15 protein-coding genes are annotated in these 14,393 nt (G+C 72.3%); 10 read left to right on the top strand and 5 right to left on the bottom strand.

Going from position 1 to position 14,393, the window contains the following annotated elements; translation table 11 throughout:
• Positions 1 to 95: 95 nt before the first annotated feature.
• Together OXR63_RS03990 and OXR63_RS03985 are read right to left on the bottom strand one after the other, a co-directional pair.
• A complete protein-coding gene (locus OXR63_RS03990) occupies positions 96 to 1,121 on the bottom strand; it encodes a M23 family metallopeptidase (protein WP_267420234.1) in 1,026 nt (341 codons plus the stop codon).
• A 53-nt stretch (positions 1,122 to 1,174) separates the two neighbouring features.
• Positions 1,175 to 1,822, bottom strand: a complete 648-nt coding sequence (locus OXR63_RS03985) for a TMEM175 family protein (RefSeq protein ID WP_267420231.1) — start codon at positions 1,820 to 1,822, stop codon at positions 1,175 to 1,177.
• 78 nt (positions 1,823 to 1,900) lie between these two features.
• Here OXR63_RS03985 and OXR63_RS03980 point away from each other — a divergent pair, with 78 nt between their 5' ends.
• Positions 1,901 to 2,395 (top strand): hypothetical protein, encoded by a 495-nt coding sequence (locus tag OXR63_RS03980; RefSeq protein WP_267420230.1) that lies wholly within the window; start codon positions 1,901 to 1,903, stop codon positions 2,393 to 2,395.
• 44 nt (positions 2,396 to 2,439) lie between these two features.
• Here OXR63_RS03980 and OXR63_RS03975 read toward each other — a convergent pair whose 3' ends face one another.
• Entirely contained in the window at positions 2,440 to 4,173 is a 1,734-nt protein-coding gene (locus OXR63_RS03975) for a cation:proton antiporter (protein ID WP_267420229.1), read from the bottom strand.
• 142 nt (positions 4,174 to 4,315) lie between these two features.
• On the opposite strand from OXR63_RS03975, the gene OXR63_RS03970 reads away from it, so the two are divergent.
• Complete coding sequence (locus tag OXR63_RS03970; RefSeq protein WP_267420228.1) at positions 4,316 to 6,526, top strand: NADP-dependent isocitrate dehydrogenase; 2,211 nt, start codon at positions 4,316 to 4,318, stop codon at positions 6,524 to 6,526.
• Positions 6,527 to 6,661: 135 nt separating this feature from the next.
• Here OXR63_RS03970 and OXR63_RS03965 read toward each other — a convergent pair whose 3' ends face one another.
• Positions 6,662 to 7,120 (bottom strand): DUF3817 domain-containing protein, encoded by a 459-nt coding sequence (locus OXR63_RS03965; RefSeq protein ID WP_267420227.1) that lies wholly within the window; start codon positions 7,118 to 7,120, stop codon positions 6,662 to 6,664.
• A 175-nt stretch (positions 7,121 to 7,295) separates the two neighbouring features.
• On the opposite strand from OXR63_RS03965, the gene OXR63_RS03960 reads away from it, so the two are divergent.
• Genes OXR63_RS03960 through OXR63_RS18320 form a run of 3 tightly spaced genes read left to right on the top strand, consistent with a single transcriptional unit; the run spans position 7,296 to position 10,326 of the window.
• Positions 7,296 to 8,420, top strand: coding sequence for a Gfo/Idh/MocA family protein (locus OXR63_RS03960; protein WP_267420225.1), 1,125 nt, complete (start codon positions 7,296 to 7,298; stop codon positions 8,418 to 8,420).
• Positions 8,417 to 9,169, top strand: a complete 753-nt coding sequence (locus tag OXR63_RS03955; protein ID WP_267420224.1) for a ThuA domain-containing protein — start codon at positions 8,417 to 8,419, stop codon at positions 9,167 to 9,169. The genes OXR63_RS03960 and OXR63_RS03955 overlap by 4 nt, the downstream gene beginning before the upstream one ends.
• The gene (locus OXR63_RS18320; RefSeq protein WP_267420223.1) at positions 9,166 to 10,326 is read left to right on the top strand and encodes a GAF domain-containing protein; all 1,161 of its coding nucleotides are present in this window, start codon (positions 9,166 to 9,168) and stop codon (positions 10,324 to 10,326) included. Before OXR63_RS03955 ends, OXR63_RS18320 begins: the two co-directional genes overlap by 4 nt.
• A gap of 12 nt (positions 10,327 to 10,338) precedes the next feature.
• Here the strand turns inward: OXR63_RS18320 and OXR63_RS03945 are convergent, their stop codons facing one another.
• Positions 10,339 to 10,770 carry a hypothetical protein gene (locus OXR63_RS03945; protein ID WP_267420221.1) on the bottom strand — a complete coding sequence of 144 codons (432 nt, stop codon included), beginning with the start codon at positions 10,768 to 10,770 and terminating at the stop codon, positions 10,339 to 10,341.
• 98 nt (positions 10,771 to 10,868) lie between these two features.
• Here OXR63_RS03945 and OXR63_RS03940 point away from each other — a divergent pair, with 98 nt between their 5' ends.
• From OXR63_RS03940 to OXR63_RS03920, 5 genes are all read left to right on the top strand, one after another.
• Positions 10,869 to 11,528 carry a ScbR family autoregulator-binding transcription factor gene (locus OXR63_RS03940; protein WP_267420219.1) on the top strand — a complete coding sequence of 220 codons (660 nt, stop codon included), beginning with the start codon at positions 10,869 to 10,871 and terminating at the stop codon, positions 11,526 to 11,528.
• 136 nt (positions 11,529 to 11,664) lie between these two features.
• On the top strand, positions 11,665 to 12,540 hold the full coding sequence (locus OXR63_RS03935) for an aminoglycoside phosphotransferase family protein (protein WP_267420218.1): 876 nt from the start codon (positions 11,665 to 11,667) through the stop codon (positions 12,538 to 12,540).
• A gap of 60 nt (positions 12,541 to 12,600) precedes the next feature.
• Positions 12,601 to 13,212: a DUF6197 family protein gene (locus tag OXR63_RS03930; protein ID WP_267420217.1), complete on the top strand. Its 612-nt coding sequence runs from the start codon at positions 12,601 to 12,603 to the stop codon at positions 13,210 to 13,212.
• Positions 13,209 to 13,931, top strand: coding sequence for a DinB family protein (locus OXR63_RS03925; protein ID WP_267420216.1), 723 nt, complete (start codon positions 13,209 to 13,211; stop codon positions 13,929 to 13,931). The genes OXR63_RS03930 and OXR63_RS03925 overlap by 4 nt, the downstream gene beginning before the upstream one ends.
• 87 nt (positions 13,932 to 14,018) lie before the next feature.
• Entirely contained in the window at positions 14,019 to 14,354 is a 336-nt protein-coding gene (locus OXR63_RS03920; RefSeq protein ID WP_267420215.1) for a lactococcin 972 family bacteriocin, read from the top strand.
• Positions 14,355 to 14,393: the final 39 nt, after the last annotated feature.

Genomic DNA, 14,393 nt, shown 5'->3' with positions numbered 1-14,393 from the left:
GCGTCGAGGTGCGGGCTCGGACTTCGGGGGTCATTCATGCCTGAGAGCCTGCACAGGTCATCTGGACGACCGCCGCGGTGGTGCTGTGGAACGGCCTAGAGCGCGCGACCCGTGTGCGACTCGATCCACGCGCGCGGGTCGACCGGCAGGGTGCCGTCCATCAGGACCTCGAGGTGCAGGTGCGCACCAGTGGAGACGCCCGAGGACCCGACGCTGCCGAGGAACTGGCCGGCGTCGACCCGGTCGCCGACGCGCACCGGGGAGGAGCCCGGGATCATGTGCCCGTAGAGCGTGGAGACCTTGCGGCCGTCGACCACGTGGTCGACGATCACGGTCTGGCCGTAGGAGAAGTAGATGCCGGACACCCGCACGGTGCCGGCGGCGACCGAGCCGATCGGGGCGCCCATGCCGGGGTTGAAGTCGAGGCCCTGGTGCAGGGACGAGCACGCGCCGCACGGGGCCGAGCGCCAGCCGAAGCCGGAGCTCATCCGGACCGGGCCGGGGAACGGCGAGCGGACCGCGCCGCCGTCGGTGACCTCGGCGCCGCTGTTGACCGCGCCGGCGGTGACCGCGCCCGTGCCGCTCGGTGCCGCGACGACGACCTGCTTGGCCTCGTTCACCGTGAAGCCGTCACGGGAGGTCGAGGCACTGGCGACTGCCTGGGTCACGGCGTAGTCCTGCGTGCGGACCGTCGGCGCGATGGTCGACGTCGCCATGGAGGTGTTGGCGCTGGCGTGCGCGGGCATCGCGGCGGAGGCGAAGAGCACGACGGCGGCGACGGCGCTCACGACGGTGAGGCGGCTGGTGCGCCGGGTGCGGGTGGCGGCGGGGATGCTGGCTGCCTCGGTGCTGCGGGTGCGTGCTGCGGGTGTCGTCGGCGTGACGGCCTTCGGCGCCCTGGCTGCCTTCGGGGCTTTCGTGGCCCTGGCGGCCTTCACGGGCTTCAGGGCCTTCGCCGGCGCGGCTGCTCGCGGGGCCTTCGCCGGCGCGGGGGCCGCCTGCGGCTGCTCCGGCACGACCGGCGCGGTGGCGGCTGCGCGCTCGGCCTGCAGGGCCGCTCGACGGGTCAGGTGCACCACCGGGGTGTCCGGGTGCTGGTCTGCGTCGCGTGGAGTCGTCATGGCCGTCGACCATTCTGCACGAAGCTGTCCGGTTGTACAGCCCCCAATCGGCGTCAGGAGGCGTCGGGAGTGCGGTGCCGTCGCGGGTCTCCGGCGTGGTGACGCCGTTCCAGCCGCCCCGAGACCCAGCTGGCCGGGACCAGCAGGAAGAGCCAGTACGGCCCACCGGCGGGCACGATGACGGCTCCGATCAGTGCGACCACGAGCGAGATGAAGGTCACGGCGCCGTCGATCGGGTGGAGCAGGGCGCGGCCGTCCTCGCGGAGGAGCTCCGGGTCGCGCCAGACCGCCCACTGCATCACGGTCATGCTCAGGCTGGTCGCGGCGATCGTGCCGATGTACAGCGCGTTGACGCCGGCGTCGTGGGTCGTCTGCGCGATGAGGTTCGACGCGAACGGCAGGAACGCGATGCTCGCGAGCCAGACGAAGTTCACGCGCAGCACCAGGGGCGAGTACGAGCGCGTGGCCTCGAACAGGCGGTGGTGCGAGAACCACAGGCGCGAGATCACGATGAAGCTCACGAAGAACGCGATGACCGTGCCGACGTGGTCCGCCAGCAGGTCGCCGAGGGACTCGTGCTGGATCTCGTCCGCGATGTCGACGAGCGGCAGGAGCAGCAGCGTGATCGCGATCGCGACGGTGGCGTCCGAGAAGTTGACGAGGCGGTCGAGCCCTCGGTCGGTCCGGAGCGTCGGCGTCATGGCGTCAACCTAGCGGCACGCGGGCGCTCTGCACCGGACATCAGTACTGTCCAGGGCACTCAAGCGGAAGGACCCCTGATGGCCCGAACGCCCCGGGAACGCCACGACCCCGTGGACCTGCAGCACGCCGAGGTCGTCCTCGCCGGCACGCAGGAGCTCCTGCCCGTGCTCCGCGCCGCAGCGGTCCGCGCCGGCGTCGACGCCACGCGCATGCGGGTGGTGGGCGTCGACGACCTGCCCGACCCGACGGACCACGCGGAGGCCGAGCTCGCGGTCATCGCCATCCGCCGACCCGGCGACGACCCCGCCTTCCACCGCGCACAGGACGCTGCCGAGAGGATCGAGCCGCTGATGGCGCCGAACGCTGTCCGCATCGTGGTGACGGTGTCCGGTGCGACGCGGCTGGCGCCGAAGCTCGAGCGGACGCTCACCACCGAGGTGCTGCACCAGATGGGGGCGGCAGCTGCACCGTTCGGGTTCCGGCGCCCCTTCCGGAACCTGCGGAAGCGCCTCGGGCTGGCGGCGCTGCAGACCGCCGGCGTCCGGGTCTTCCGGATCACGATCGGGCACTGAGACGCCGGTCTCCGGGTCGCGCGCGCCGGGCTGGGTGCCTCCCGTCAGACGGTCGGCCCGCCGCGGAGTTCGAGCGCGATCTGCTCGGCGTCGACGTTCTTGAGCACCGACTCCAGCACCTCGGCGTCGAACGTGCCGTCGTCCCGGGCGTCGAGCAGTGCCGCACGCTGGGCGTCGAGGACCCGCAGCCGCCGGACCTTCTCCTGGCCGAACCACGCGCGGAGTTCGGCGGGGTCGGCGGCTTCGAGCTCCTCCCGGGTCCGCGGTGTCGACGGGGTGGGGGCGTCCGCCTGGGTGGGCGCGTCCGCCTGGGTGGGCGCGTCCGCCTGGGTGGCCTCAGCGGCCGCGCGCATCACCACGAGGAGCCGACGGCGCTCCTCGGCGTCGGCCTCGGCGCGGTCGGCGGCCGGAGGGCTGATCCGTCGCAGCAGCGGACCGATCGTGCCGCCCTGGAGCAGCAGGGAGAACCCGGCGACGGCGAAGGCGACGAACACCAGCAGCGACCGCTCCGGGGTGTCCTGCGGCAGCGTCTGGGCCGCGGCGACGGTCACTGCGCCGCGCATCCCCGCCCACACCACCGTGGTGCCCTCACGCCAGCCGAGCGGGGCCTTCCGGAAGTACTGGATGTCCGCGAGCATCTGGCGGACCCGGCCGCCGAACCGCTCGAGGTCCCGTTCGGAGGGCGCGCGGTTCCCGAGCCGGTGCCCCTGGAGGGCGGCACTCGCGGTCTCGTGGTCGGCGTTCCGGTAGTCCTGCAGCCGGCCCTGCATCCGAGCCTGGCGTTCGGCGCTCCGTGTCAGGCCGAAGAGCAGCGGGACGACGTACGCGGCCCGCACCAGGACCGTGAGCACGAGGGCGCCGAGGGCGATGAGGAGCGCCGGCCCGACGCCGGCGTGGTCGTGCTGCACGTCGCCGATGATCGACGCGAGCTCGAGCCCCATCACCAGGAAGACCGCACCCTCGAGCACGAACTCGACCGTGCCCCAGTTCTGCGCGTCCGACAGGCGGTGGTTCGGCGGCAGCACGCGCGGCGCCCGGATGCCGGTGACCAGTCCGGCGACGACGGCGGCGACGAGGCCGGAGGCGTGCAGGGACTCCGCGGGGATCGAGGCGACGAACGGCACCGCGAACGACAGTGCCGTGTTGACGGTGGGGTTCGCGACGCGTGCGCGGACGACGAGGTTCAGCCACCCGACGACCAGGCCGATGGCGACGGCCACCGCCACCGCGAAGGCGAAGTCCCCGACGGCGCCCCAGAACGAGAAGGTCGCGCCCGCGGCGACGATCGCCGTGCGGAGGAGCACCAGCGCGGTGGCGTCGTTGAGCAGCGATTCGCCGTCCAGGATCGCGACCACCCGCCGCGACACCGAGGTCTGCTTCACGATGGAGGTCGCGACCGCGTCGGTCGGGCTGACGATCGCACCGAGGGCGATGCCCCACGCCAGGCCGAGCTCCGGCACCACCCAGGCGAAGAACAGCCCGAGCACCAGGGAGCTCGCGACGACGAGCACGACCGACAGACCGCTGATCGCGCCGAACTCCCGCCGGAAGTTCATCGTCGGCATCGAGACGGCGGACGAGTACAGCAGCGGTGGCAGCACCCCGGCGAGGATCCACTCCGGGTCGACCTCGACGGTCGGGATCCACGGCACCAGGCTCGCGACGATGCCGACGGTCACCAGGACCAGGGGCGCGGCGACGCCGATCCGGGGCCCCAGCACGGCGGCGCCCGCGATCACGAGCAGGGCGACGATGCCGACCACGAGGAGTTCTGTCACGTGCCCAGGGTGGCATCGATCGGCCTCCACAGGTCGGCGTCTCGGGAGCCTCCTCCACAGCCCATGTATCTTGATGTCGAGATACTGCTCACCGCGAGTAGCGTGGAGCCACCGACGCGCGAACAAGGGAGTACCCGCCAGCATGGCCAAGATCATCTACACCCTCACGGACGAGGCGCCGTTCCTCGCCACCCACTCCTTCCTCCCCGTCATCCAGGCGTTCGCCGGCACCGCCGGTGTGGACGTCGAGACGCGGGACATCTCCCTCTCCGGCCGGATCATCGCGCTGTTCCCCGAGCGGCTCAGTGCTGAGCAGCGGATGGACGACGCCCTCGCCGAGCTGGGCGACCTCGCCAAGACGCCAGAGGCCAACATCATCAAGCTGCCGAACATCTCGGCCTCGATCCCCCAGCTCAAGGTCGCGATCACCGAGCTGCAGTCCCAGGGCTACGACCTGCCCGACTACCCGGACGAGCCCAGCACCGACGCTGAGCGCGACGTCCGAGCCAAGTACGACACCGTCAAGGGCAGCGCCGTCAACCCGGTCCTGCGCGAAGGCAACTCCGACCGCCGCGCACCGCTGTCGGTCAAGAACTACGCCCGCAAGCACCCGCACCGCATGGGTGCCTGGAACGCCCACTCGAAGACGAACGTCGTGACGATGGGGGTCGACGACTTCCGCGCCAACGAGAAGACGTGGGTCGCGCCCGCCGACGACACCCTGACGATCACTTTCGTCGCGTCGGACGGCTCCGAGCAGGTCCTCAAGCAGTCGATCCCCGTGCTCTCCGGCGAGGTCATCGACGGCACCGTCCTGCACGTCGGGCCGCTCGAGCAGTTCCTCCGCGCGCAGATCCAGCGCGCCGCGGACGAGGGCATCCTGTTCTCGGTCCACCTCAAGGCCACGATGATGAAGATCTCGGACCCGATCATCTTCGGCCACGTCATCCGCGCCTTCTTCCCGGACGTCTTCGACCGCTACGGCGCCGACCTCGCCGCCGCCGGCCTGACCCCGAACGACGGCCTCAACTCGATCCTCGTCGGGCTCGACGCCCTGCCGAACGGCGCGGAGATCAAGCAGGCCTTCACCGACGGCATCGCCGCCGGCCCCGAGCTCGCGATGGTCGACTCGGACAAGGGCATCACGAACCTGCACGTCCCGAGCGACGTCATCGTGGACGCCTCGATGCCCGCGATGATCCGCACCTCCGGTCACATGTGGGGCCCGGACGGCGACGAGCACGACACCCTCGCCGTGATCCCGGACTCCAGCTACGCCGGCATCTACCAGGCCGTGATCGAGGACTGCCGTGCGAACGGCGCCTTCGACCCGTCCACCATGGGCTCGGTTCCGAACGTCGGCCTCATGGCGCAGAAGGCCGAGGAGTACGGCTCCCACGACAAGACCTTCGAGGTCCCCGGTGACGGCACCGTCCGCGTGACGAACGCCGCCGGTGACGTCGTCATCGAGCACCAGGTCGCCCAGGGTGACATCTGGCGTGCGTGCCAGACCAAGGACGTCGCCATCCGCGACTGGGTCAAGCTCGCCGTCACGCGGGCCCGTGCCTCGGAGACCCCTGCCGTGTTCTGGCTCGACGACAGCCGCTCGCACGACGCCGCCCTCATCGAGCTCGTGCACCGGTACCTCGGCGAGCACGACACCGACGGCCTCGACATCCAGGTGCTCTCCCCCGTCGACGCCATGCGCTTCTCGCTCGAGCGCATCCGCCGCGGCGAGGACACCATCTCCGTCACCGGCAACGTGCTCCGCGACTACCTCACGGACCTGTTCCCGATCATGGAGCTCGGCACCTCGGCGAAGATGCTCTCGGTCGTGCCGCTGCTCGGCGGTGGCGGACTGTTCGAGACGGGTGCCGGTGGCTCCGCCCCGAAGCACGTCCAGCAGCTCGTCCAGCAGAACTACCTGCGCTGGGACAGCCTCGGGGAGTTCCTGGCGCTCGCTGTCAGCCTCGAGCACCTCGCGGGCGTCACGGGCAACCAGCGCGCGAAGATCCTCGGCGAGACCCTCGACCGTGCCACCGGGACCTTCCTCGAGCAGGACAAGTCCCCGGGCCGCAAGCTCGGCTCGATCGACAACCGCGGCAGCCACTTCTTCCTCGCGAAGTACTGGGCCGAGGAACTCGCCGCCCAGACCGAGGACACCGAGCTGGCAGCGGCGTTCGCGGAGATCGCCCGGCAGCTCGACGCCCAGGAGCAGACCATCGTCGACGAGCTCGTCGCGGTGCAGGGTGCCCCGGCCGACATCGGCGGCTACTACCACCCGGACGACGCCAAGACGAGCGCGATCATGCGCCCGTCGGCGACGCTGAACGCGGTGCTCGCCGCGCTCTAGGCGCGACCAGGCCCACCGACAGGAGGCCCGGTGCCAGCTGGCACCGGGCCTCCTGTCCGTCCGCGCACCCGTCCGGCATCGGGGAGCCCGCCGAGTGGTCACGAATCGGTCGGGTCGGGCGGCGGGACCGGCGGGTCAGCGGGACGGGACCGGCGGCCCGACCGTCAGCAGCACCACGAAGACGAGCGCCACCAGGACCACCCCGACCAGCGCGGCGACGAACGGGTGTGCCACCACGAGGAAGAGCAGGCGGTCGAGGGGGCCGGGGCGCCGACCCGGAGACGCGGATCGACGCCAAGGTCCGTCGAGCATGCCGCGGCGGGCGACGCCGACCTCGAACGGCAGCGTCGTGTACGGCACGATCGCGCTCGCCCAGCCGAGCAGCGTCGTGCCGAACGACCACCGCTGGTTCACCGCGACGACCGTGGCCACGACGAGGTAGGCGAGGAACACGAAGCCGTGCACGCTCCCGCCGATGCGCACCGGCAGGTCGCCCAGCCCGGCGCCGTACTTCAGCACCATGCCGACGAGGAGCATCGTCCAGGTCACGAGTTCGGCGACCGCGAGGACACGGAACAGGGAGCGAGGCGTCATGCCCTCCATCGTCCCGGACGGGTCTTGGGAACCACCGCTGAGATCGCACTTGGTGTCGGCTCCCGGAGACCGGAGGCGACACGAAGTGCGATCTCAGCGCGAGCACCGCGAGAGGAACGACCCGCCGCCCAGCGGATCGGAACGATTCGACCGCGCCTCGGGTAGCGTCGTCGGCATGTCGATGACGACCAACACGACCACGGACGCAGCACGCACGCTCCGCGTCGGGGTGGTGGGTCTCGGGTTCGCCGGGACCACGCACCTCGATGCCTACACGGCACTCCCGGGGGTCGAGGTGGTGGCGCTCGCGGGGCAGGAGACCGCGCGGCTGGCCGAACTCGCCGAGACCCGGCACGTGCCGCACACGTACGAGGACTGGCAGGACCTCGTCGCACGGGACGACCTCGACATCGTGTCGATCGGCGTCCCGAACGCCCTGCACCACCCGATCGCGGTCGCTGCGCTCGAGTCCGGCAAGCACGTCTTCTGCGAGAAGCCCCTCGCGACGACCGGCGACCAGGCGCAGGAGATGGTCGACGCCGCGCTGCGGAACGACCGCGTGCTCGAGGTGGCCTACAACCACCGTCGCCGCGCGGACGTGCAGTTCCTGGCGGCCCACCTGCAGAACGGTGGCGGCGAGAACCCGCTCGGCCACGTCTACCACGCCCGCGCCAGCTGGCTCCGGCGTGCTGGCATCCCCGGGATCCGCAGCTGGTTCGCGAACAAGGAGACGGCCGGCGGCGGTCCGCTCATCGACCTCGGCTCCCACGTGCTGGACATCGCACTGCACCTGATGGGCGAGCCCCGGGTCGTGACGGCGAGCGCGGTCACGTACAACGAGCTCGGCCGCGCCGGTCGTGGTGGCAGCGAGCACACGCCGGTGTCCGCCACGACCGACCGCCCCTTCGACGTCGAGGACTTCGCCAGCGCCCTGCTGCGCTTCGACACCGGCGCGAGTCTGCTGCTGCAGGCGAGCTGGGCGTCGTACTCGAAGGACGCCGAGGACATCGAGGTGGAGCTCCTCGGGTCGACCGGCGGTGCGCGGCTGTTCGTCCGCGACTACGCGACCGAGGGCACCGTGACGCTGTACTCCGACGAGCAGGGCGTCCCGACGGTCACCCGCCCCGCCGTGCAGGTGCCGTCCGGGCACCACCAGCGGGTCATCGAGGAGTTCATCGCGACCATCCGCAGCGGCCTGCACGACGGCCACCACGGGGAGTTCGCACTGCACCGGAGCCGTGTCGTCGACGCGATCTACGCGTCAGCGGCTGCCGGACACGAGATGGAGGTACCGGCATGACGAACATCGTCGTCTGGAACGAGAACGTGCACGAGAGCCGCGGCGACACCACCGTCCTCGGCCACTACCCCGACGGCATCCACGCCGTCGTCGCGGACGCCCTGCGCGCCCACCACCCCGACGCCGACGTCACGACGGCCACGCTCCAGGAGCCCGAGCACGGCCTGAGCGCGGAGCGCCTGGCGTCGACGGACGTCCTGTTCTGGTGGGGCCACGTCGCCCACGACCAGGTCGCGGACGAGGTCGTCGACCGCGTGGTGCGGGCCGTGCACGCCGGCATGGGGCTCGTGGTGCTGCACTCCGGGCACTACTCCAAGCCGTTCACCCGGCTGATGGGCACGACCTGCTCCCTGAAGTGGCGCAACGACGGGGAGCGCGAGCTCGTCTGGACGACCGCTCCCGAGCACCCGATCGCCGAGGGCGTCCCGCACCCGATCGTCATCGACCGCCAGGAGATGTACGGCGAGTACTTCGACATCCCCCGCCCCGACGAGGAGGTCTTCCTGTCGACCTTCACCGGCGGCGAGGTGTTCCGCTCGGGCGTCGCCTACCGTCGCGGCCGCGGACGGGTCTTCTACTTCTCGCCCGGCGACCAGGAGTACCCCGTGTACCACCACCCGGACATCCAGCGGGTCCTGGCGAACGCGGCGGGCTGGGCGGCGCCCACCACGGAGCGTCGTGACCTGACCGCCGACCCCCACCCGCGGGACTGGTTCCTCGGCGCGGGTGCGGGTAGACAGGACGGGTGACCACCACCACGGATCAGGGCGCCGACCACCGGGACGCCGTCGTCGAGGCCCTCGAGGTCCTCGGCAGCGGCCCGGAGGAGCGGTTCGACCGCATCACCCGCATGACGCAGCAGGCCTTCGGCGTGCCGTTGAGCTTCCTCAACCTCGTCCACCACGACCTGGTGACGGCGCAGTCGACGCAGGGCTGGGAGCAGGGCGGGAGCGTCCCCGCGAGCATGGTCTTCTGCTCGACGACGGTGATGCAGGGCGAGCCGGTGGTCGTCCCCGACGCGACCCTCGACCCGCGCTTCAGCTCTCTGCCCGCGGTCACAGGTGAGCCGGGCATCCGCTTCTACGCGGGAGCCCCGCTGACCATGCCCGACGGCACCCCGGTCGGGACGCTCTGCATCATGGACCCGCGGCCGCGCGAGCTGTCCGCCGAGGACCTCGCGCTGCTGCAGGACCTGGCCCGCTGGGCCGAACGCGAGCTCGGCCAGGCGATCGACCTCGACCGTGTCCGGAGGACCCTCGACGGGCTCGTCCCCGAGCCCGTGTCGGTGCCCGGGTACGACCTCGACGTCGTCACCGCGCGCAACGAGGACGGCGGCGACGTCGCCGACTGGCGCGTCGCCGACGACGGCGCACTCCACCTGACGATCGGGTCCGTCTCGGCGGCCGGCCGTGCCGCCGGCCTGCTGGCCGCCAACGTCCGCGGGGCACTCGTGGCGCGCGCCGACCGCTCGATCCAGGACGGTGGCCCCGGACTGGAGGCCCAGGTCGCCGCCGACCTGGACGCTGCGGGAGCCGTCGTCTCGCTCTTCCACGCGCGGCTCGACCCGGAGTCGGGCCACGTCGAGCACGTGGACGCCGGGCACGGCCTCGCCGTGCACCTGCACGCCGACGGCCGTCACGACGTGCTGCGGTCCCTCGACCTGCCGCTCGGCCTGCACGCGCCCACGGAGCGACGCGCGACGGGCACCCTGGTGCTCGACCCGGGTGACCGGCTCGTGGTGTTCTCCGAGGGGCTGCTCGGTCTCGGGGGGATCCCGGACGTCGACGCCGTGGTGGCCCTGGCGGCGACCGAGCCGGACGGAGCGGCCTTCGGCGACCGTGTCCGCGCACTCCTGGCGACGGCTCCCGGCGGGGACGTCACCGTCGCGGTGCTCGCCCGCCGCTGACCCCGGCGAGCGTCAGCGCGACGACGACCGGGTGGGACGGGTCAGCGCCACGACGAGCAGCGTCGCCAGCAGCCCGAACCCGCACAGCTCGACGCCGAGTCCGGCGAGCCGCCAGTACGCGCTGCCCACGTGCTGGGGCTGTGTGACGGCATCCGGCCACCACGAGTCGATGAGCGGGAAGGTGCCCGGGAACGGGTCGAGCGCCAGCACGACGAGCCCGCCGAGGAGCATCACCACCCCGAGCGCCGCCATCGCCCCGAGGCTGCCCCGGAGCATGCGCACGACGAGCGCCGCAGCGATGCCGACCAGGCCGGCGACCGCGACGAGGAACGCCACCACGAACACGCTCTGCGGCACCAGCGAGAACCAGTCGAGCACGGCGGTCGGCACGAGCAGCCACCGCCCCGTCCGGGCCCAGCGCGCGGGGTTCCGCCATCCGTCCATGCCCGGAACCGTAGGGCACGCGTCCTGACGGTTGCCGGGAACGTCCCCGACAGGTGTCGCCGTACGGGCGTCCCGGTGGCCCTCGGTACGCTGGGTGCATGGCGCAGGACGGCCGGTCACGGCAGCAGCGGGCAGGGGACACCCGGGCCGCGATCGTCGCCGCGGCCGCCCGTGAGTTCGACCAGCGCGGCTACGTCGGCACGTCGATGGACGCCGTCGCCGAACGGGCCGGGGTCACCAAGGGTGCCCTGTACTTCCACTTCACGTCGAAGGCCGACCTGGCCGGGGCCGTGATCGCCGAGCAGCACGCGATCTCCCGGCGCTACGGCGAGGCCGCCTTCGCGAAGTCCTCGTCGCCCCTCGAGACGCTGATGTGGATGTCCCAGGGGCTCGCGACGCAGATGGTGTCGGAGGTCATGGTGAGCGCGGGCATCCGGCTCTCGACCGAGGCCGCCACCACCGACGTGGCCCGTGCGGCGCCGTACACGGACTGGATGTCCGTGATGTCGGACCTGGTGCGCGCGGGCATCGCCGACGGCCAGGTGCAGGACACCTGGGACCCGGAGCTGGTCGGGCGCGTGGTCGTCCCCGCGTACACGGGCGTGCAGACCGTCTCCGACGTGCTCGCCGGCCGCAGCGACCTGTTCGAGCGGCTCCGCGAGCTCTGGACGGTGCTGCTCGCGGCGATCGTCACGGACCGCGTCCGCCCGGAGATCCCGCGGCTCGTCGGGATCATCGCACCGACCGTGGCCCCCTGAGACCACGACCGGCCGTTGCGGTACGTGGGTCCCCCCAAGCGGCACCCACGTCATCCGACACTGTGAAGCTACCAAGAGTCCGATCCACGCTGAACTCCCCCGTTCGCGGGGAAACGGCGCCCGCTAGCCTGTCGCGATGCCCACCCCCGCCGCCGAGGTCGCCGTCGACGTGCCGCTCGTCCGGGCCCTGCTCGCCGACCAGCACCCCGACCTCGCCGGCCGCCCGCTGCGCGTGGTCGCGAACGGCTGGGACAACGTGGTCGTCCGGCTCGGCGACGACCTGGCGGTCCGACTCCCCCGCCGGACGGCCGCCGCGCGGCTGATCGAGCACGAGCAGCGCTGGCTGCCGGAGATCGCCCGCCGGGTCGCGCCCGTCGTCCCGGTGCCCGCCCCCGTCCGCCTGGGCCGCGCGGCGCTCGGCTACCCGTGGTCGTGGAGCGTCGTCCGGTGGCTCCCCGGCGAGGTGGTCGGCGAACGGGCCGCGGGACCCGGTGTGGCCGCAGCGCTCGCCGCGTTCGTCGACCTGCTCCACGTGCCCGCGCCGTCGGAGGCCCCGGTGAACCCGTACCGTGCGGTCCCGCTCGCCACGCGGAGCGACGCGGTGCTCGACCGGCTGGCGACCGCTGCCGTGCCCCGCGCCCGCGAGCTGGCCGCGCTCTGGCGGACCGCAGCGGCGCTGCCGACGCACACCGGGCCTCCCGTCTGGGTGCACGGCGACCTGCACCCGTTCAACGTGCTCGTGGAGCGCGCACCCGGAGGCGACCGCCTGTCGGCGGTCGTCGACTTCGGCGACGTGACTGCCGGGGACCCGGCCGTCGACCTGGCCACCGCCTGGCTGACCTTCGACCGGGAGGGCCGGCGCACCTTCCGCGCACAGGTGGCGGCCGACGACGCGACCTGGACCAGGGCCCGTGGCTGGGCCGTGTCCATCGCCTCGGCCCTGTGGACCAGCGACGACAGCGCGTTCCGGACCGTCGGACGCCGCGGGATCGACGCGACCCTCGACGACTGAGCAGAACGGCGTTATCGTCGCTCCACACCATCCGTGCACGTGAAGAATCGGAGGGGCCTGATGACCCTCGAGTTCCGCGTCCAGCACGACGTCGACATCGACGCCGCTCCCTCCTCCTCCGCGCCCGCCCGCTCCGGGCTGCGCGGTCTCCTCGACCGGATCGCCGTCCGCCGGGCCGCCGCCAGGGCCCGTCGTGACGCGACCGAGATCGCCGAACTCGCGGACCTCGGTCGGCTGCTCTCCGACGCCCGCGCCGTCGTCGAGCACGGCTGGATCCAGCACGCGTGGTTCGCGTACGTGGACGCCACCGGGCGCACGCGCACGGCCTCCAGTGCGGCGGCCATGGACGTCGTCGGCCGGCCGCTCGTCGGCGCGTGCCTGGTCGGTGCCGTCGTGTCGGCGGCTGGCGGGCCACACGCGGTGCACGCCCAGCCGGTGCAGCGCGCGCTCGACGTCGTCTGGCACGCCCTCGCGTCCGCCGAGGGCACCCCGGTGCTCTGGTGCCCGGCACCGGACGTCCGGATGGGCCGGGTCCGCGACCTGACGAGCTGGAACGACCAGCCGACGCGCAGTGCCACCGACGTCGCGTCGCTGCTGCTCACGGCGGAACGCGTCGCCGTGGCCGAGTCGGAGCGCGTCCGGGCACGAGCGGTGGCACGATCGACCGCATGACCGACTCCCCCGCCACCACCCAGGCCGCCGACCGCTCTGGCGTCCCTCCCGTCCGGAGTGCGCCGGCGTCCGCGACGCCGGCGGCCGTCGGCACGTCGCGGCTCAGCGACGAGGGCCGCGTCCCCGTCACGGACCAGGCCCAGGTGAAGGCCACGCTGCACCGGTACCTGCAGAAGCACCGGGCGGCGCTGGTCGGCAAGCTCGACGGGCTCGCGGAGCGGCAGGCCCGGTGGCCCGTCACCCCGACGGGCACGAACGTGCTCGGGGTCGTCAAGCACGTGGCCTCGGTGCAGCTGCTCTACTTCGGGTCCGTGTTCGACCGGCCCTTCCCCGATCCCCCGGCCTGGGTCACGGCCGAGGACGACACCGACATGTACGCGAGCCTCGACGAGACGATGGCCGACATCGTCGCGTTCCACGACGCCAGTGCCGCGCACGCCGACGCCACCATCGCGGCACTCGACCTCGACGCCCGCGGGGTCGTGCCCTGGTGGCCGGAGGACGTCCGCGAGGTCACGCTGCACCGGATCCTCGTGCACATGGCGTACGAGACCGCACGGCACGCTGGCCATGCCGACATCGTGCGCGAGATGCTCGACGGCCTGGCCGGGGACGGCGACGGCAACCTGGCGGACAGGACGACCGACGAGTGGCGCGACTGGCGCGACCACCTCGCCGACATCGCGGAACGAGCCGGACTGCGCAGCTCGGGGCTGTAGCCGACATCAGACGACCGCGCATCTGATGTCCCAATACTGATATGTTCCAACTCCGGGGGAAGTGCCTCCCGTGGGGAAGGGACACCCATGAAGAAGATGCTCGTGACCACCGTCGGGGCCGCACTGCTGCTGTCGCTGGTGACACCCAGCGCCGCGCATGCAGAAAGCGGTGGAGGGGCGAATGCCGATCGCGCTGCGTCGGCTCGGACCGTCGCGCACGTGGGCGGCGGGTACTGGGAGTACGGAATCGCCAACGGGTTCGTGCAGTCGTTCTACAGCCACGCCTCGAAGACCCACAAGGCCACCGCCTGTGACGGAGCCAACCGTTGCACCTACACCGGGTGGAAGGCCAAAGGCGTGTACGCCAGTGCCATCCGCGACAAGACCGCAACGGGGAACACGGCGTACTGGGGCGTGAAGTAGGACGGAACGGCTGTCCACCCGGGGGTCGCGTCATCCGTG

Origin of the sequence: Curtobacterium sp. GC_Cur_3 (assembly GCF_026544205.1) — a bacterium.
In the GTDB taxonomy this organism is placed as follows: domain Bacteria; phylum Actinomycetota; class Actinomycetes; order Actinomycetales; family Microbacteriaceae; genus Curtobacterium.
The sequence above is the reverse complement of the archived record's forward strand: the minus strand, read 5'-3'. Positions and strand labels throughout refer to the sequence as shown.